Raw genomic sequence first — 20056 nt, 5'->3', positions numbered from 1 at the left:
GACCATGACGACCATGACGAAGAAAGTGTATTTGCACGCGTAAAGCAAGATCGTTGGCAGGCTTTATTAAACTATTCTCTTCATAATGATTATATAGAAAATATCAGTGTAAAAGCCGGCTTTACAGATTATGAACATAGTGAAATCGAAGGTGGAATGATTGGCACAACGTTCAAAAATAAAACAACAGAACTTCGAACTAATATTGAACATAGATTAGGTGAGTGGCACGGTATCGTTGGTTATCATTTTGCAAGTAGTGATTACGAAGCCCAAGGTGAAGAAGCATTTACACCAGCAACAGATACAACTAGCCATGCAATTTACTTATTAGAAGAAAAGCAATTAGGTAACCTGACGTTAGAATTGGGTGCACGTTTAGAAGATTACCTATTAGAAAGTGTGATCACTGAAAAACATCATGATGAACATGAAGAAGATCATGACCATCATGAAGAAGAACATCATGAGTTATCCACACTTGCTTATGAATTAAGCCAAACCAATGTCAGTTTCTCAATTGGTGGGGTTTATGATTATAGTGAAGGTCAGAACATTGCGATTAATTTATCTCATTCTGAACGTTCACCTCTAACGGCTGAACTTTTATCTAATGGCGTACATATTGCGACAAGCACTTATGAGCTTGGATTAGGCTATCACTTAGAAGATGGCGAAGTACATTTTGAGCCTGAAAATATCGAGCAAGAGATAGCAACAAACTTTGATGTCAGTTTTAGAAAGTTCTCAGGAAAATTCGGCTATACAGTTAATTTTTTCTACAATGATGTTGAAAATTATTATTACCAAGAAAATACAGGGTTAATATATTCTGCAGAGCATGGCATTGAAGAAGCTGATCACGAACATGAAGGTGCATTACCTGTTTATCAATTCCAGAGCCAAGACGCATACTTATACGGGTTAGAGCTAGACGCTCATTACAATGTTAATGCTAATAATACTGTGAAATTTTTTGCTGACTCAATTACTGCAAAATTAAAAGACGATGGTTATCTGCCTCGCATTCCAAATAATAAATTTGGTGTAAACTATGAATATACTCGAGGCAAGCTTGTCACAGACCTAACAATTACGCATTATGCGTCTCAAGATAACATCACGGCATATGAAACAACTACTGATAGTTATACATTAATAGACTTAAGTATGCAGTATGATTTAGCACTAGCTGGTGTTGATATGCTCACATACTTGAACATCGATAATATAACTGATGAACTCGGTTTTGTTCACAGTTCAGTGATTAAAGAACAAGCTCCTCTTCCAGGAAGAAATATCCGCTTTGGGGTGAAAGCTTTCTTCTAAATAGTAATATTTCAAAAAAGGCCGAATTTTCGGCCTTTTTATCATTTTATTCCTTTAAAAACATTGAATTAATATTTTATTTCACTAGTCTTCATATAATTTAAACATATCAAGGGATGTATGATGAAGACAGTCAAAGCCAAATTATTATCAACCGTCTTTGGTGGTCTAGCACTTGTATTGTGCAGTGCCATGTTCGCAATAAACTCGGTAAAAGAAATAGCACAACAATACGATGTATTAATAGAAGAAGAGTTAACTGCTCAATTACAAGTTAACTTTGTTTTAAATACATTCAAAACTCAAGTTCAAGAATGGAAAAACATTCTAATAAGGGGAAGTAATCCTTAGCAATTTGACAAACATTTAAAACAGTTTAAAGAGCAAGAAATTATTGTACAGGATTTATCTTCCCAGCTTATATCAAGCACCTTTCTCCCAAAAAAGCTCATATCCTAACTGTCAGAGTTTAAGCAAGAACACAAAAAACTCGGAGAGCAATATCGTATTGATCTAGTAGATTTCCAAAATGCGAATTTTAATACACAAGCAGGTGATCTGGCCGTCAAGGGTATTGATAGAGCTGCAGCCAGCATATTAAAAGATTTAAACAATAATATTAATAGCTACGTTGAAACTGCTGTAATATCTTTGCGCCAACAAAAAGAAAACGTTATTTTTAAAAGTATCGTTATCGCTTTGTGTGTTTCATTGATAGTCATCATTATCATGGCACTATTGATCCAAAGATGGCTCACACGTCCTATCACTTTGGCTTCTTATGTCGCCACCGAAATTTCAAATGGTAATTTAGACAATCACATTGTAATTAATTCTCAAGACGAAATTGGCAACTTACTTAGAGCTTTAGACCGTATGCAGGCTAATATATGTATAGCCAATGAGAAACTCACTCAGCAAATGCTCGAACAAAAAATTCAAGCTGAGTAAAGTGGTAGAATAAAACAAGCACTCGATAATGCTTCTGCCCCTGTATTACTATACCAAGTTGATAATAAAATCATTTACACCAATGTTCAAAGCCAAATCTATTTAAGCGATATCAGAAAGATTTAAATTGCCCCGTTTTAATAGATGGTTTTGATATAACTCAATTGTTACCAAACGAATACCTTGAACAACTGGAAACTGCCAAAGAAAAACAGGTACTGTTCGAGTTAAATATTAATAACGTATATTTAGACATCGTAGCAAGCCCCGCTATCAGTGAAGGTGAAACTCTAGGTGTAGTTCTTGAAATTACAGATTTATCACTGCAAAGAGCTACCGAAAATAAAGTTGATGACATTATAAATACCGCTGTACGTGGTAATTTAAATGCAAGGTTAGACGAAACTGACTTAACTGGTTTTATGTTTACACTTTGCCACGGCATAAATAAGTTACTTGATGCAATCATCTCACCAATTCAGCAAACACAGGTTTACTTAAACCAAATTTCACAGGGCAAGATCCCTAAAGAAATATCAGGCAATTATCAAGGTGATTTTTTATCAATAAAACAGTCATTAGAACAAAGCGTCTCTTCAATCAATTTACTTATCTCTGACTCAAAGTACTTAGTTGAATCGGCTCTTCAAGGACAACTATCAAACCGAGCACAAGAAAATGCACATAAGGGTGAGTTTAAATTAATTATACAAGGTATAAACCAAACACTTGACGCAATCATAAAACCTGTACAATTAACTTCAAGCTATTTAGATTGTCTCGCAATTGGTGAATTACCGAATGTTGATAGTCAACATTTTGAAGGCGACTTTAAGAAAATAGAGACCAGTTTAAGAACAAGTATTAATGCAATTGAACAAATGATTCTCGATACATCAATGTTGGCAGATGCTGCAAACATTGGTGAGTTGACTAGAAGAGCAAATGCTGAAAATCATCAAGGTGCATACAAAGATATTGTTTTATCTATTAATGACACACTGGATGCTATTTCAACTCCGCTACAATCTTGTATTGAAGTAATGAAGGCTTTAGAAAGTGGTGATTTAACACAACAAATTAATGGCCAATATAAAGGTGACTTTGCAAAGTTAAAAGACTCTGTAAATGAAAGCATTTATAATTTGGCAAACATGGTTAGAGAAATAAACGAAACTGCTGCTACTGTATCAAAAGCCTCAGCGCAGATAAGTCAATCAACACAAGAGTTGAATTCGTCCAAAGAATCGCAAGCGGCTTCTATTGAAGAAACTACCGCCTCTATGAGTGAAGTGACTGATAAAGTCACCAGTAATACCAAACATGCACAAACCACAAATGAACATGCACAAAATGCAGACCAACAAGCCATTGAAGGTGGTGAATTAGTTAATAATACAGTCACTGCAATGAAGGCTATTAGTGACAGTTCAAATGAGATTTCTAATATCATTGAAGTAATCAATGGCATTGCATTTCAAACTAATCTAATTGCTCAATGCCGCCGTTGAAGCCGCGAGAGCAGGTGAAAAAGGTCGAGGATTTGCCGTGGTTGCCGCTGAAGTGCGGCAGTTAGCACAACGAAGCTCAGATGCAGCTAAAGAAATCTCTGGATTACTGAAAGACAGTGCCGACAAGGTTGAAAATGGTTTGATGCTTGCTGAGCAACCTGGCAATACCTTACGTGATATTGTAAGTAGCATACAGACTCTGTCAAAACTTATGAATGACATTGCATTATCAAGTAGTGAACAGTCAAATGGTGTATCACAAATCAATATTGCCATTAAACAAATTGATCAAAGCGTTCAACAAAACAACTCGCTTGTTGAACAAACCAGCCATGCAGGCGCGTCTTTGGATAAACAAGCCTCACATTTGAAAGCTTTAGTCAGTCAATTTACTGTGTAATAGCAAATAAAAAAGCCGCGACCATGAAATGGAGCGCAGCTTTACAACCAGAAACTATTGTTGTTTTTATAATGCGTTTTCTAGTTCAGGCAACACATCAAATAAATCAGCGACTAAACCATAGTCAGCAACTTGGAAAATTGGTGCATCCGGATCTTTGTTAATTGCAACAATCACTTTAGAGTCTTTCATACCCGCTAGGTGCTGAATTGCACCGCTAATACCGACTGCAATATATAAGTTAGGTGCAACAATCTTACCTGTTTGACCTACCTGCATATCATTTGGTACAAAGCCAGCATCAACCGCAGCACGTGAAGCACCAATCGCAGCGCCTAATTTATCTGCAATCCCATTTAGTAGCGCAAAGTTTTCACCATTCTGCATGCCACGACCACCTGAAATCACGACAGGTGCTGCATTTAATTCCGGACGCTCTGATTCAGTTTGCTCAACTGAAACAAACTCAGAAAGAGTATTATCTGCACCACTTTCAACAGATGAAACTGCAACTGCAGCCTGCTCACCTTGCGCATCAAATGCACTTGCTCGCACTGTAATAATCTTTTTATCTTCTGATGACTTAACAGTTGCAATCGCGTTACCCGCATAAATTGGTCGCTTGAAAGTATCTGCATCAATGACATCAATGATTTCAGAAATCTGCGACTTATCTAGTAGTGCTGCAACGCGAGGCAAAGTGTTTTTACCTGTGGTTGAAGCACTTGCTAGAATATGTGAGTAATCAGTAGCAAGCTCTACAACTAAGTCCGCAGTACTTTCTGCTAGTTGATATTCGAACACAGGTTTATCAGCAACAATTACTGACGTAACACCTGCGATTTCAGAAGCCGATTCAGCTACAGCTCCTACTGAATGGCCTGCAACTAACACTGTAATATTGTCTGAAATCTTTTTTGCTGCATTGATAACTTTAGCTGTTTCAGGTTTTAGAGCGCCCTGCTCGTGCTCTGCAATTACTAATACACTCATGAAATCACCTTAGCTTCAGTTTTTAATTTATTTACAAGCTCTGCTACATCTTCAACAATGATACCTGCTTCACGTTTAGCCGGCTCTTCAACTTTTAAAAGCTCAGTTCGAGGTGCTAAATCAACACCTAGACTATCAGCAGCAATTACGTCTAATGGCTTACGCTTTGCTTTCATAATATTTGGTAGAGAAGCATAACGCGGTTCATTTAAGCGTAAGTCTGTTGTAACAACAGCCGGAAGTGATAGCGACACAGTTTGTAAACCACCATCAACTTCACGAGTAACTAATGCTTTACCACCTTCAACAACTACTTTTGAAGCGAATGTACCTTGACTACGACCTGTTAATGCCGCAAGCATTTGACCGGTTTGGTTATTGTCAGAATCAATCGACTGCTTACCTAAAATAACTAATTCAGGTTGTTCTTGTTCTACAAGTTTACTTAGCAGCTTAGCAACGTGAATTGACTCAAGCTTTGTATCTGTATCAATTTGAATGGCTTTATCAGCGCCTAGAGCAAGTGCGGTGCGAAGCTGCTCTTGGCAAGCTTTGTCACCAATAGACACTGCAATCACTTCTGTCGCAATGCCCGCTTCTTTTAATCGGATGGCTTCTTCTACCGCAATCTCACAGAAAGGGTTCATTGCCATTTTTACGTTCGTTAGATCAACATCACTGTTATCAGGCTTTACTCTTGCCTTGACGTTGTAGTCAATCACGCGTTTGATTGGCACAAGTACTTTCATAGTTACTCCATGATCTGGTTAATTCTTGAAGATGACGCTAACGTCAATACATTTATTTAATGCAATCAGCCTACTTCCTGTTGACGTAAACGTCAACCTAAAATAACCTTAGATTAACTTATAAAAAACTTAATATTTAAATAAACGTTTATTTGGCAATCCGTCAGCCATTTTAATGTGTTCAGAGTCATTTAATAGCGGTCAAGATCAAGATTGCGTCATATAACTAGATCACAATAAAACATTTAAACGTTTACGCTACCGTCAAGATAAGTGAGGATAATATGGTCGAACGCGAAACGATGGAGTTTGACGTTGTAATTGTTGGCGCAGGACCTGCTGGCCTTTCATGTGCAATACGCCTGGCTCAACAAGCACAACAAAAAGAACAAGAATTAATGATCTGCGTTGTTGAGAAAGGCTCTGAAGTCGGCGCACATATTTTATCTGGTGCTGTATTTGAAACCAAAGCACTGGATGAATTATTACCTGAATGGAAAACTCTAAATGCACCTCTAAATACGCAAGTCACCGAAGACGAAATATATCTATTCAAAAATGAAGAAAATGCCACCAGCATTCCTCATTTTGCGATCCCAAAGACATTCAAGAATGATGGCAACTATATTGTGTCTATGGGTAATGTATGTCGCTGGCTTGCTGAACAAGCTGAAAGCTTGGGTATTGAGGTATTCCCAGGTTTCAGTGCTCACTCTCTCATTATTGAAGACAATCAAGTAAAAGGCATTGTCACAGGTGATATGGGCCTAGACAGAGAAGGTCAGCCGAAAGATAGCTACATGCCGGGTATGGAGCTTAGAGCAAAGTACACTGTGTTTGCTGAAGGTTGCCGTGGTCATCTAGGTAAACAGTTAATCAAAGAGTTTGAACTCGATAAAGATGCAACACCACAGCATTATGGCTTAGGCTTTAAAGAGATCTGGCAAATTGATCCAAGTAAGCACAAAGAAGGCACAGTCGTACACGGCACTGGTTGGCCCCTTACAGGCGATACAACAGGTGGTTCATTTATGTACCACGCTGAAAATAATCAGGTCGTTGTGGGTCTTATCGTTGACTTAAATTACTCGAATCCACATTTGAGTCCATTTGATGAATTCCAGCGAATGAAACACCACCCAGTCTTTAAAGAAGCATTAGAAGGTGGTGAGCGCATCGCCTATGGTGCAAGAGCTATTGCAAAAGGTGGTTTCCATTCACTGCCTAAAATGCATTTCCCAGGCGGCTTATTGATTGGCTGTGATGCGGGTACGTTAAACTTTGCCAAAATCAAAGGTAATCACACCGCAATGAAATCAGGCATGATAGCTGCCGATGCAATTATAGAAGCCCTAGCGCAAGTAAACCCAACTGCTGATTTAAGTTCATTTGCCGAGCTATATAAATCAAGCTGGTTGTATGATGAGTTATATCAATCACGTAACTTCGGCCCGGTTATTCATAAGTTTGGTAGTATTTTAGGTGGCGCTTATAACACCCTAGATCAAAACCTTTTTAATGGGTCTTTACCATTCACATTTAAAGACACGACCTTCGACCATGCATGCATGAAACCTGCGAGTGAATGTGACACCATTAACTACCCAAAACCTGATGGTAAGCTCAGCTTTGATAAATTGTCTTCTGTATTTTTATCAAATACCAACCATGAAGAAGTGCAACCTTGTCACTTGCAGTTAAAAGATAAAGCGATCCCTATCAACATTAATCTTGCAGAATTTGATGAGCCTGCACAGCGTTATTGCCCTGCTGGCGTATATGAGATTTCTGAAAACGAAGGTGAGAAGCAGTTTGTCATTAACGCTCAAAACTGTATTCATTGTAAAACCTGCGACATCAAAGATCCGAGTCAAAACATCACTTGGGTGACGCCTGAAGGGACCGGTGGTCCGAACTATCCAAATATGTAAATTTGTATTCTTATACTTAAATTGCACAAGGGCCTTATGGCCCTTTTTACGTTTTACAGCCTGTTGACTATACTTAACATTACTCATCGCAATAGGTTGAAACTTATGAATCAGCAATCTGAGCTTGTTTTTAGATTTTTAGCAGAACCCACTGATGTCAATTTTGGCGGTAAAGTGCATGGCGGCATAGTTATGAAATGGATAGATCAAGCTGGTTATGCGTGTGCTGCGGGTTGGAGTGGCAGTTATTGTGTCACCGTTTCGGTTGCTGGTGTTAGATTTAAACGCCCTATTCTTGTCGGCCAAGTTGTAGAAGTCACCGCACAAATCGCACATACGGGTAAAACAAGCATGCAAATTTTCATCCGAGTAAAATGTGGCGATCCACAAAACAATATTCTATCTGAAAGTAATCACTGCATTATTAGTTTTATTGCGATGGATAAAGCAGGTTACCCTGTGCCAGTGCCACAGTTTGTAGCAAAAACCAAAGAACAGAAAAAGTTAGAGCAATATGCAATTAAAATGAAAGAAATAGCGATTGAAACTGAATCCTTGCTTCATCGCACAGTAGAGGAATAAAGCGCTTTAATTAAGGGCGTGCTTAGCCAGTTCATAAATTGCCATATTTGCAATGTCATTTATTTGCTGCTGATTATGTTTATTCGTTTTTAAATCGTGAATTAATAGTGATTTTTGTTCTTCAATTAAGAGTTCAAAGTTTTTAGGGCTTACTAAGCCATCTTGAATTTGCGTAACAAGCTCGTTTAGCTTTGTTTTTCGAGATATCAGTGAATCTTTAATCGAGCCGTGTAACTCTTCACAACTATATTTTAAGATCACCTTTCTACATACAACATCTATATTGTGCTCAAACCCCATGTTCACTTTCATCACTCCCATTTGTGTTATCACTTGTGCCCTTCAGGTTAAATAATGTTCTAGAAGCAAAATGTTCTTTTAAAGCTGATGCTCTTGCACTCATCGACAATTCTCGCTCATGCTCAGGAGGTTGATGATTACTGGCAATAAACTTTGATTCTCTTTTTTTATCAATCATTTTTCTATTACTTAATTCATAATACAGATACAAGATTATGTCGGTTTGCATAATAATCCAATTACACACTATTACACTTGCATAACATGGTTTATTTGATGAAGAAAAGTTACAATCAGAACATCTATGTTTTTATATTTAGTTGCTTGTGGAAAACTACCAAATTGCGCCTGTCGGTTTTATTCAATCTCCTTATAAACAAAAGTTTGCAATACCTAGACAGCCCCGTTTAGTGCCTGAGGCAAAAGCCAAACTTATCTTTAGTAAAAAATTTAGCCGCGAAGAGTTTGTTCGGGGTATCGAAGAGTTTACGCACTTATGGTTGTTGTTTCGTTTTCACGAAACCGCTGACAAAGGCTATTCTGCACTTGTACGTCCGCCGCGTTTAGGCGGGAATGAAAAAAAAGGCGTATTTGCCACACGAGCCACTTTTCGACCAAATGGCATTGGCATGAGTGCGGTGAAATTAGAAGGTGTTGAATATAAAAACGGTCAACTTGCGCTACTTTTATCTGGTATAGATTTACTTGATGGCACACCAATTATCGATATAAAGCCCTATTTACCCTATTCAGATGCCATGCCTGAAGCTTCTGCAGGTTTTGCCGATACACGTCCTGAAACCTTAATGACTGTTGAGTTTTCAGAGCAAGCAGCTGAGTTTTTGGCAACGCAAGCTGATAAATCACTGCCAGAGTTTATTGCCAATGTACTTAAACAAGACCCTCGACCAGCTTACAAAAAACAAAAAGCAGGCACTCAGACTTACGGAATGAACTTGTATCATTACAATATTCGATGGCAAGTCGACGGTGAACACAATCTTGTCACAGAAATCAGTATTGAACGTTAATAAACACTTTGTGTGGCTCGTTAGCACTGCTAAACTAACGGCCATTTTCCAGAAAAACAAAATACTATACGAACGGAACCACCATGCGTACCAGTCAATATATTCTTGCGACTCTTAAAGAGACGCCTTCTGATGCTGAAATTATCAGCCACCAACTTATGCTTCGTGCAGGCATGATCCGTAAACTTGCATCAGGTTTGTACACTTGGCTGCCATCAGGCTTGAAAGTTTTACGTAAAGTTGAACAAGTAGTTCGTGAAGAAATGAACAAAGCCGGTGCAATTGAGTTACTGATGCCGATTATTCAACCTGCTGATCTGTGGGAAGAGTCAGGCCGCTGGGAACAGTTTGGCCCAGAGCTACTGCGTATCAACGACAGACATAATCGTCCATTTGCGCTTGGTCCTACACACGAAGAAGTGATCACAGATTTAGTACGTAAAGAAATTAATAGCTACAAGCAGTTACCAATTAATTTCTACCAAATTCAAACTAAAGTACGCGACGAAGTACGTCCTCGTTTTGGTGTAATGCGCGCACGTGAATTCACCATGAAAGATGCTTACTCTTTCCATATGACAGAAGAGTGTCTGGATAATACCTACCAACGTATGCATCAAGCATACTGCAATATTTTTGAGCGTTTAGGTCTAGATTACCGTCCAGTAATTGCAGACACAGGCTCAATTGGTGGTAGTGTTTCTCATGAATTCCACGTATTAGCAGAATCAGGTGAAGATGCAATCGCATTCAGTGATGCAAGTGATTACGCAGCAAATATTGAAAAAGCTGAAGCCGTTGCACCTAGCGAAGCACGCCCTGCTCCATCTAAAGAATTAAACACATTCGATACGCCAGAAGCAAAAACCATTGAAGAGCTTAAAACAAAACATGGTGTTAAACCACATCGTGGTGTCAAAACCCTTATTGTTTATGGTGCACCAGATGAAAATGAAGAGCGTGGTTTAGTTGCTCTTATCGTTCGTGGCGACCATGAATTAAATGAGTTAAAAGCTGAAAAGCTACCACTTGTAGACTCTCCGCTAGAAATGGCAAAAGAGGAAGACATTGTCGCTGCCATTGGCGCTCGCCCTGGCTCATTAGGCCCTGTAGGCCTTAATATGCCAATTATTGTTGACCGCAGTGCTGCTGTGATGGCTGACTTTGTTGCAGGCGCAAATAAAGATGGTGTGCACTACAGTGGTATCAACTTCGACCGTGATGTTACAGACTACACTGTTGAAGATATTCGCAACGTGGTTGAAGGCGATCCAAGTCCTTGTGGAAATGGTACGCTACATATTAAACGCGGTATTGAAGTAGGCCATATTTTCCAACTTGGTAGTAAATATTCTGAAGCAATGAATGCTGGTGTACTTGGCGAAAACGGTAAAAACCAAATCATGACAATGGGTTGTTATGGTATTGGTGTATCTCGTATCGTTGCAGCTGCGATTGAGCAAAACAATGATAAGTTTGGTATTAAGTGGCCAAAAACACTTGCGCCATTCGAACTTGCTATTGTACCAATGAACATGCACAAGTCGCATCGTATTCCTGATATTGCAGAGCGTTTATACAGCGAATTCCAAGCTGCTGGTGTTGATGTGTTATTCGATGACCGTAAAGAGCGTCCTGGTGTGATGTTTAATGACATGGAACTGGTTGGTATTCCATACACACTTGTTATTGGTGAGCGTAACCTTGACGAGAATAAGGTTGAGCTTAAGAACCGTATTACGGGTGAAAAGCTAATGCTTGATATTGATTCAGCCGTTGCTGAAACCACGAAAGCAATAAAAGCTTAATCTTACAGCATCAAAAAAGCGGCTTCATAGCCGCTTTTTTATTGTCTTAACACCCTATTATTTTCGTTTTGGACGGAAATAATCTGTATTAGCATAAAAACTTGCCTCTTGGTTTTCTTCATACCATGAAGGCACACCTAATAATGGTAAGGGTGACATCTTTTTATTATCTTCTAATAACCCATCTTTAATCATTTGATATAGCTGCTCGTCTAAATAATGATATTGCTGTTCTAAGCTTAATTGGTAAAATCTTTCCTCAACCTTTATACAAACTAGCTTGCCTGTAAGCCCAATAAATGGGTTGGTCATCATTTCGTAGTTAGCGTGACCAAATGTGAAAGGTAAATAATTTTTACCCCACTGCACTCTTTGTTCCACAAATGCATCAGACCATTGATGTGATTTTAGCTGAGAAATTATTTCATCATTATTAACCACTAAAATGACGCCGCATTCGTCAAATAATGTGATTGCATTTCTTTTTTTACTTCTTTGTTTAGTGCCATGCGCTTCTATTTCTTCAATATGCAATTCATTCAGCAGTGCTTTGGTTTTTGGAAATAAGCACCAAATGAAAGCGCCAAATAAATCATGCCAATTTTGCTCTCTTGTTGGCACTTGCCCTGTTTCGAAAATAATTGCTTCGTAGTATCGCGTTTCATTCTCTAATTCAGAGTTAGGTGTAAAGAGAATATTTAATCCTTGCGGGTGCTTTAAGTCTTTTAACCCGTTTAACCAGTCAAAACTTGGCCAGTCTGTATGTGAGTTGAGGTTAAACAATGTATTTAGATGCTCAAAAGCACCATTATTAAGACAAGATTGAGAAAATGTCTCTGAGGCAACAAATCTTTTCATAGGACTACAGACTTAAAAATTTTCGCGATTTTATCGTAAACTTGTCTTCACGCCAACCGAGGCGGTTAATCGCTTTAACTCGAACAAGCAGTCTAGAAATGTGTATACTTAAGCGATTTTAATTAAAAGAAAAAAGTGATTATGAAACTGAGAATAACACTTAGCGCAATTGCAGCAGCCGTGCTTGCAGGTTGCGTATCAACAAGTAACACATCTAACGATATTCAAGCCGCTCATAACAGCATCAACGAAACACAACTTGCAGAGCACATTAAAACACTTGCTTCTGATGAGTTTGAAGGCCGCGCCCCTTCTTCAAAAGGTGAAGAACTTACTCTAGCCTACTTAACAAAACACTTTAAAGCACTCGGTTATGAACCAGGTAATGGCGATAGTTTCTTCCAAGAAGTACCGCTTGTTTCAATTGAAGCTGACTCTGACATGGAATTAGTGATTGGTGGTAAAGCTTACCAATATAAGAAAGAAATGGTCATGGGCACAGGCCGCATTAGCGAACTTGAGTCTATCAACAACTCTGAAATGGTGTTTGTTGGCTATGGTGTGAATGCGCCAGAATATGGCTGGAACGATTACGAAGGCCTAGATGTTAAAGGTAAAACGGTTGTAATGCTGGTTAATGATCCTGGTTTTGCGACCAAAGATCCAAGCATGTTCACGGGTGAAGCCATGACCTACTATGGTCGTTGGACATACAAATATGAAGAAGCAAGTCGTCAAGGTGCTGCGGGTGCTATCATCATTCATGAAACAGCGCCAGCTTCTTACCCTTGGAGCGTTGTTGAAAACTCTTGGAGTGGCGAGCAATTTGGCTTCCAAAAAGAAAATAAAAACATGGACCGTGTAGCCGTTGAAGGCTGGGTAACTGTTGATGTAGCTAAAGAGCTGTTCGAAAAAGCAGGTCTAAACTTTGAGGATGCTAAGAAGAAAGCGGCACAAGGCGCCTATCATGTTGATATGGGCGACTTAACCGCCTCAGTAACGGTTAAGAGCAAGATCAAGACATCAACGTCATATAACTTTATTGCGACTTTACCTGGCAGCAAAAAGCCAGAAGAGCACATTGTTTACTCTGCACACTGGGACCACTTGGGTATAGATAAAAACCGTAAAGGTGACCAAATCTATAACGGCGCGCATGATAACGCGACGGGTACTGGTGGTATGATTGAAGTAGCTGAAGCATTCGCTAAGTTGCCAACTCGTCCAGACCGTTCAATCACCTTCTTAGCAGTAACTGCGGAAGAGCAAGGCTTACTTGGCTCAAAATTCTATGCGAATACGCCAGTAATTCCTGCAAAACAGACCGTTGCTAACATCAACATGGATAGCTTAAACCTACTTGGTAAAGTAAAAGATATCAGCGTAGTGGGTATCGGTAAATCAAGTCTAGACGAAATGTTGGCTGATGCAGCTAAAGCTCAGGGTCGTGTAGTTTCTGGAGATCCACGCCCGGCATCAGGTGGTTATTACCGCTCAGATCATTTTGCATTCGCTAATATGGGCGTACCTGCGATGTACGCTGGTGGCGGTACAGAAGCACTAGATGAAGCAACGGCAAACTATCGTAAGAAAATGAGTTTAGTTCTTCGTGGCTGTTATCACCAACCATGTGATAGATACCGTGATGAATGGGACTTAAGCGGTGCAGTTCAAGATTTGCAGTTGTTCTTCCAAGTCGGTTATGACGTTTCTCAACAAGCTGAATGGCCAACATGGAAAGCTGGTGCTGAATTCAAACGCAAATAAACCCAAATGAGATTGATTTTTATTTAAATTAACACTAAAGTGCAACTGATAATATTTATTGGTTGCACTTTATGATCACTCTCACAACGTTAAGGCATTCACCTGTTCTCAATTCGCTTGTATTCATGCTTGCTAATAAGCGACTAGCTTTACCTGTTTTTATACTTCTATCTTTACTCTATGAACCAATAAGAGCTATTACAATACCTACCCTTGCAGATGCATTTTTTCAGGTTGCTGTTTTTGTCGCCGCAACCTTATTTATTTATTACTATTTAGTTGACAGATTACCTCAACTTGAACTTAGTTACTTAAAAGCAAAATCACCTACATTAGAAATTACCTTCGCAGCAATACTCGGAGCACTACCAGGCTGTGGCGGTGCAATTATTGTTGTAACACAATTTACCAAAAAACAAGCCAGCTTTGCTTCTGTTGTCGCAGTTTTAACTGCCACTATGGGAGATGCCGCTTTTCTTCTATTAGCTAAAGACCCTATTGCTGCGCTCAGTGTGATTAGTATCGGCGTTGTTACAGGTATAATAAGTGGTTTAATTGTCCATGTGTTCCATGCTGATTCATTTTGTCATCCTCAAAAAGCTGCAAATTATGCCCATGATTGCATGAAATCGAATAGGGCCATTCATGTTGGTGAAAAGCTATGGAAGTGCTTTTTAGCGCCTTGTGTGGCGATATCTTTACTCATTGCATTTAATGTAGATTTCGGCGAATTTGATAATGCCATCACTTATTTTGGTGCTTTGTTTGCAGCAATTGCAGTAATCATTTGGGCATTTTCTTCAGAAGGAAAAACCTATAAACAAATTGCTGCTGAAGATGAGGAAATATCGCCACCAAGTAAGTTTTATCGAATAATACAAGATACCCACTTTGTAACAGCCTGGGTCATCGCGAGCTTTATGCTTTATGAGATTGCAGTGAGTCTGTTTGGACTAGACCTTAGAGCTTGGTTTAGTGAATATGCGATTTATGCCCCTCTTATTGCTGTTGCAATTGGTTTATTGCCTGGTTGTGGTCCTCAAATAGTCATCACCACATTGTATATACAAGGCATTATTCCATTTAGTGCTTTAGTTGGTAATGCCATATCAAATGATGGAGACGCACTTTTCCCTGCTTTAGCAATGGCACCTAAGGCAGCTTTAATTGCCACGCTATATTCAGCAATACCTGCATTATTAGTGAGTTATCTTTTGTTTTGGTATTTATAGCCAAGGTTCAGCGCTTGTATAGACAAGAAAAAAGCCTTTAGGGTTTGCTCTAAAGGCTTCATTTTTTAGTTAAAGTATTCGACGTTAATTCATCACCTGCTCTGCAGTAACATTTTTCGAGTAAAGATTGAAACACCACAACGCGATAGAAGTGACGCCAGCAATGGCAGCAAATAGCAACCACATCAGTTCAGGTTTGTTCATACCTAATGCTAGATTTGCATAACTCCAACCTGACAAAAACCCTGCGCACAAAAAACCTAATGCCATAGAAACAAAGTAATAACCCATATACAAGGCTGCTTGCTCTTTCGGTGCTATGCTTGCCACATATTCTTGACTCTTTGGTGAAGTAAGCATTTCACCTAACGCGATTAATAAAATCACAGCTGTAATCACCCAGCCAACCATATTGTTTTGAGAGCCAATTAAGAATATAAATGAAGTCGCGATGATGATGAGCCCAGCAATTAGCACATAGATAGATTTAAACCTTTGGCAAAGTAAACTCACAAATATTTGTAGCAAAACGATTGCAGCAAAGTCTAAGTTAATTAGATACTCAGGATTAACCTGTCGGTATGCCAAGAGGTGAGATGTATAGTTTTGTATTTGTGTACTATTTAATTCGCTTGTATTGTTTGCAATTAAACGTAACTCTGTGACCAAATTTGCTAACTCATTAGTTGGCACATTTACTTTTAGATGCACCCACTCGAGCCTCAGCGTTTCAAATTCAATGGCATTATTCAATTTAATATCATTAAACAAAGCCTCTATAGCTGCAGATATTTTTTCTTGATCTACGAAGGCAAAAAAATCGACAGCACCCTGCCCGAATAATGATAAAAACTGTACTAAGTCTTTAGTATCAACAAAGTCTCGAATAAAAAGCGGTACGGTGTAAAAAAGTTGATTATAAACAGTCCAAAATCCAGTTAATATGGCTAGATAAATCGCAAACTTAGGATTACTGACTTTTACTTTCTCTTGCCACCAGTTTAAAGCGCTTTGTTTCGCAAATAAATTCCAAACAATATTTAAAATAAGCCATAGAGCAATGGCTAAAAATGCTTGTGGGTAAGTTAACCACTCAACACCTGAACACATTAGTAATACGATAGAAACAAATAAAACCAAAGCAAAACGACCATTTCCCAACACACTTTGTGCCTCATTTATCGTTTCTTTTAAGCTTTTATCGTTTTGTTTCTTAAGTGATGGCGGGTTTTTGTAGAAAAATAAAACTGGTACAAAATTTAGCAATATCCAAGCCGCCGACATCATGAATACCGCATCCCAACTTATCGAGCGCATAGCTCCGGCTATAAGTGGGCCAAGAAAGCCGCCGACGTTAACCATGGTATAGAAAATGCCGAACCCAAGCCCTCTATTTTGCTCATTGGTGCTATGAGCGATAGTACCAACAACGACTGGCTTAAAGCATGCAGCACCTAAAGCAACAAAACTGAGTACAATAAAAAATGGCCAAAAGTCTTTGACTTGCCCTAGTAAGAAATAACTTGGTGCCATAATGACAAAAGAAATAATAAACATTTTCTTATAGCCAATACGATCACCAAGTGCACCTGTTAGAACAGGTAACAAATATAAAAAGAAAGGAATAATGCCCTGTATTGCCCCTCTCTCAATATCAGAGAACCCAACACCTCCTTGTGATTTTGGCGTGGTCATATAAATAGATGACACAGCAAAAAAACCATACCATGCTAACCTTTCAAAAATCTCCATGAGATTGGCAATATAAAAACTCTGCCCAAATGTTGTTGTTCTTTTAACAGAATGCAAAATTACATCTCCTAATTTAACTTTGAATACAATATACCACCATTATATTGGGGAAGTTAAATCTAAATTTAGAAAGAAAATGTAATCAGTTTTGAAATAAGTTAAGAATAAAAAAAATTTTACAGTATGGCTTTCTCTGCATCGCACATAGAATCTATTAGTAATTCAAGGGTGACATCTACACCCTCAATTGTGCCATTTTTCAATAGCTCATCTAATTGAGATGCATAATTGTGAATGTCATAACATTCGAACATACCAGCCGTACCTTTAATCGCATGAACATGACGCTTTAATGCGACTAAATCATTATTTTTAAAGCTAGAGTTTAAGAGCTCTTTTTGCTCATCTAAACCTTGTAAATATTTTTTTTGAAGTGCTTCAAACTCACCTGAAGGTAGATTTAATTCTTCTACTTCTAGGTTAAGATAGTGACTAATTTTCTTATGAAATTTGCTTCTATCTATAGGTTTAGATAAATGATCGGTAAAACCCATATTTAAATATCGTTCAATTTCATGGGTCATTGTATTGGCAGTTAATGCCAGTACAGGTGAGCTTACCCCGGTTGCTTGAATAAACTTAAATGCTTCTTCACCATCCATTACTGGCATTTGTATATCCAATAAAATCAAGTCAAATTCGTGATCTAAAACGGCTTGAACTGCTTCTTGCCCATTTTCAGCTGCGATAACTTGAAGCCCCATGCCTTCTAGAATAATCGTTATGAGTTTTCTATTATCAGGGTGATCTTCAGCTAATAATACTTTTCCTTTTAAAGTAGTAGATGTATCAATAGATTGTAAATCTAATTTAGATTGAGGTAGTTCATCAAGACAGCTCACCCACTGTGTATCTTTGGTTGTGTACAAGCCAAGTTCAAGTGTAAATGTCGTTCCTGAACCCACATTACTCTCAACCGTAATGTCACCATCTAGCTTACGGGCTAAATTCTTGGATATATTTAGACCTAACCCTGTACCACCATAACGTCGAGTTGTGGATGTATCAGCCTGATGAAAAGCCGTAAATAAAGATTTAATTTCATCTTTAGTCATGCCAATCCCTGTATCCCGAACAGCAATTTCTAATTTTTCATTGTTACTCGAAACGTCGATGCTTATTTTACCCACACTGGTAAATTTCAGCGCGTTGGAGATCAGGTTTAGTAAAACTTGTCTAAATCGTGTTGGATCGATGACAATTAAGTTCGGTAACGGAAAATGATAATTTAATTCAAACTCTAAGCCTTTATCTCTTATCTGTTTACCTAATAATGATTCAATCTCAGCAATACAGCGGAACATATCAGCTTCAATTAACTCAACCTCTAACCTATTTGCTTCAATTTTCGACATATCTAATATGTCATTTATCAAGTTTTGTACATGCCTGGCATTTTGCAGAATAACATTGATTGCATGCCCTTTTTCTGTAGTTTTTATATCCCCAAGCAACATACCATCTGCATAGCCGATTATTGAGGTCATTGGCGTTCTGATCTCGTGGCTCATATTTGCCAAGAAACGACTTTTAGCTTCACTGGCATCCCTCAATTCTGAGGCTAAATCTTCAAGCTCTTGAGTTCTTTGCTGAACTTTTAGCTCAAGGTTTTTGTTTAGCTCGATATTTTCTAAATTGGTTAACCTAAACTTATCTGCTACAGCAAATGCTAATAATAATGCATCCATTGCAGTACCAATTAAGCCTAGTAAATAGAGATTTAAGCTCGAGGGAGGTAACACACCAAGATTTGTCAAGTTGCCTATCATATTAGGGATCGCCATAGCGATATAGGCTAAAACGAAGTATCTAGCAGGTTTGAAGCCTTCGCTGATCCGTAAAAAACCAACATATAGCCCTAAACATAACGCAATACCAGTTACAATGGTTGCCCATAAAAAGCCAAAACTTGGGAATAGCATTGCCATTGGTACGCCGCAGGATGCTATCACACCAAAGAGTAATGATCCGTTTGTCAACTTAAAGTGTGTCTCTTTCAGCTTTAAGAGGTTGATATAAAAGAGGATATTTGTCAGTGGCGTTAGAGCAAAACCTAGCCAGTGTAAATTAGAAGAATAAAACCCAAATAATTGATCTGAAATGTGAAAAAAATGGCTCCATGCAAAGACCCAACAAATTGCGAATAAAGCATAATAGAGGTGAGTTTTATCTTTTGAACCCAAATAAATTAGAAAATTGTACAAACCTAAAACTAAACCTACACCAAAGCATAGAATCATGACTAAGTTTTCGGTAACAACTAACTTTTTAAATGCTTGTTCAGGTTTAATAACAAACTTTATCGGTGTGTAAAAAAAGTCACTTTCAAAAGCAGTGACTAATAAATAGCGCTCATTAGGATTTAATTGGATTCTATTTCCATAATGGAAAGGAAATTCATTGCTAATCTCACCGCCAGTAGTGACTGTTTGAATTGTGCCACTTTCGCTGTATAACTTGGTTTCAATTTTATTTACTACCGTATTATAGGGGTATAAAACAAATTGAGTTTCATTGGTATGGTTAATTAGCTCGGAAACAAGCCAATAACGACCACCAAATAGTGCTCTTTGCTCTAAGACTTCTAAGTTACTCTGCCAACTCTTTACTTTATCAAACGAAACAGGAAAACTTGTTTCTTCAGTAGACTTTAAAAGCACACCAAAATCATGCAAATTCTCATTTTGCATGTTTAAGTGATAGTTAAAAGCCTGTGCATGTGAATTGGTACATGCAAAACTTAAAAATATAAGCGTTAGAATGAAAAATAATCTAGACATTCAATTCGCCAAAATCATGTTT

The 20056-nt window shown here is 38.3% G+C and carries 16 protein-coding genes and 1 pseudogene; 10 read left to right on the top strand and 7 right to left on the bottom strand.

Going from position 1 to position 20056, the window contains the following annotated elements:
• The 4 genes and pseudogenes from CWB72_RS12280 to CWB72_RS20905 form a co-directional block, all read left to right on the top strand.
• On the top strand, positions 1–1329 hold a 1329-nt coding region (locus tag CWB72_RS12280; RefSeq protein ID WP_130257191.1), incomplete at its 5' end, for a TonB-dependent receptor domain-containing protein.
• Between the two features lie 120 nt (positions 1330–1449).
• Complete coding sequence (locus tag CWB72_RS12275; RefSeq protein ID WP_138631743.1) at positions 1450–1680, top strand: hypothetical protein; 231 nt, start codon at positions 1450–1452, stop codon at positions 1678–1680.
• Between the two features lie 378 nt (positions 1681–2058).
• Positions 2059–2280 (top strand): HAMP domain-containing protein, encoded by a 222-nt coding sequence (locus tag CWB72_RS12270; protein WP_138631741.1) that lies wholly within the window; start codon positions 2059–2061, stop codon positions 2278–2280.
• A 422-nt stretch (positions 2281–2702) separates the two neighbouring features.
• A pseudogene (locus tag CWB72_RS20905) lies at positions 2703–4191 on the top strand (methyl-accepting chemotaxis protein).
• A gap of 66 nt (positions 4192–4257) precedes the next feature.
• Here CWB72_RS20905 and CWB72_RS12260 read toward each other — a convergent pair.
• Both CWB72_RS12260 and CWB72_RS12255 read right to left on the bottom strand, forming a co-directional pair.
• Positions 4258–5184 (bottom strand): electron transfer flavoprotein subunit alpha/FixB family protein, encoded by a 927-nt coding sequence (locus CWB72_RS12260; protein ID WP_138631739.1) that lies wholly within the window; start codon positions 5182–5184, stop codon positions 4258–4260.
• A complete protein-coding gene (locus CWB72_RS12255) occupies positions 5181–5933 on the bottom strand; it encodes an electron transfer flavoprotein subunit beta/FixA family protein (protein ID WP_138631738.1) in 753 nt (250 codons plus the stop codon). Before CWB72_RS12255 ends, CWB72_RS12260 begins: the two co-directional genes overlap by 4 nt.
• 284 nt (positions 5934–6217) lie before the next feature.
• Between CWB72_RS12255 and CWB72_RS12250 the strand changes: the two genes are divergently transcribed.
• Both CWB72_RS12250 and CWB72_RS12245 read left to right on the top strand, forming a co-directional pair.
• The gene (locus tag CWB72_RS12250; protein WP_138631736.1) at positions 6218–7864 is read left to right on the top strand and encodes an electron transfer flavoprotein-ubiquinone oxidoreductase; all 1647 of its coding nucleotides are present in this window, start codon (positions 6218–6220) and stop codon (positions 7862–7864) included.
• 105 nt (positions 7865–7969) lie between these two features.
• Positions 7970–8446 (top strand): acyl-CoA thioesterase, encoded by a 477-nt coding sequence (locus CWB72_RS12245; RefSeq protein ID WP_138482338.1) that lies wholly within the window; start codon positions 7970–7972, stop codon positions 8444–8446.
• A gap of 6 nt (positions 8447–8452) precedes the next feature.
• On the opposite strand, the gene CWB72_RS12240 is transcribed toward CWB72_RS12245, so the two are convergent.
• Both CWB72_RS12240 and CWB72_RS12235 read right to left on the bottom strand, forming a co-directional pair.
• Entirely contained in the window at positions 8453–8779 is a 327-nt protein-coding gene (locus CWB72_RS12240) for a hypothetical protein (RefSeq protein ID WP_130257183.1), read from the bottom strand.
• Positions 8736–8975, bottom strand: coding sequence for a hypothetical protein (locus CWB72_RS12235; protein WP_130257182.1), 240 nt, complete (start codon positions 8973–8975; stop codon positions 8736–8738). The genes CWB72_RS12240 and CWB72_RS12235 overlap by 44 nt, the downstream gene beginning before the upstream one ends.
• 97 nt (positions 8976–9072) lie before the next feature.
• Between CWB72_RS12235 and tsaA the strand changes: the two genes are divergently transcribed.
• Together tsaA and CWB72_RS12225 are read left to right on the top strand one after the other, a co-directional pair.
• Positions 9073–9777, top strand: a complete 705-nt coding sequence (tsaA, locus tag CWB72_RS12230) for a tRNA (N6-threonylcarbamoyladenosine(37)-N6)-methyltransferase TrmO (protein ID WP_138631731.1) — start codon at positions 9073–9075, stop codon at positions 9775–9777.
• Positions 9778–9860: 83 nt separating this feature from the next.
• Entirely contained in the window at positions 9861–11585 is a 1725-nt protein-coding gene (locus CWB72_RS12225) for a proline--tRNA ligase (RefSeq protein ID WP_138631729.1), read from the top strand.
• 57 nt (positions 11586–11642) lie between these two features.
• Here CWB72_RS12225 and CWB72_RS12220 read toward each other — a convergent pair whose 3' ends face one another.
• Positions 11643–12443, bottom strand: coding sequence for a DUF3025 domain-containing protein (locus CWB72_RS12220; RefSeq protein ID WP_138631727.1), 801 nt, complete (start codon positions 12441–12443; stop codon positions 11643–11645).
• A gap of 141 nt (positions 12444–12584) precedes the next feature.
• Here CWB72_RS12220 and CWB72_RS12215 point away from each other — a divergent pair, with 141 nt between their 5' ends.
• A complete protein-coding gene (locus tag CWB72_RS12215; protein ID WP_138631725.1) occupies positions 12585–14210 on the top strand; it encodes a M28 family metallopeptidase in 1626 nt (541 codons plus the stop codon).
• 71 nt (positions 14211–14281) lie between these two features.
• Positions 14282–15442, top strand: coding sequence for a putative manganese transporter (locus CWB72_RS12210; RefSeq protein ID WP_138631723.1), 1161 nt, complete (start codon positions 14282–14284; stop codon positions 15440–15442).
• Positions 15443–15526: 84 nt separating this feature from the next.
• On the opposite strand, the gene CWB72_RS12205 is transcribed toward CWB72_RS12210, so the two are convergent.
• Together CWB72_RS12205 and CWB72_RS12200 are read right to left on the bottom strand one after the other, a co-directional pair.
• Positions 15527–17194 (bottom strand): MFS transporter, encoded by a 1668-nt coding sequence (locus CWB72_RS12205; RefSeq protein ID WP_138631757.1) that lies wholly within the window; start codon positions 17192–17194, stop codon positions 15527–15529.
• A 176-nt stretch (positions 17195–17370) separates the two neighbouring features.
• Positions 17371–20034, bottom strand: coding sequence for a 7TM diverse intracellular signaling domain-containing protein (locus tag CWB72_RS12200; RefSeq protein ID WP_171037290.1), 2664 nt, complete (start codon positions 20032–20034; stop codon positions 17371–17373).
• Positions 20035–20056: the final 22 nt, after the last annotated feature.

It is taken from the genome of Pseudoalteromonas phenolica (assembly GCF_005886345.1).
Classification (GTDB): Bacteria; Pseudomonadota; Gammaproteobacteria; order Enterobacterales; family Alteromonadaceae; genus Pseudoalteromonas; species Pseudoalteromonas phenolica_A.
Note: the sequence above shows the minus strand (reverse complement) of the source record. Positions and strands in the feature narration are given on the sequence as shown.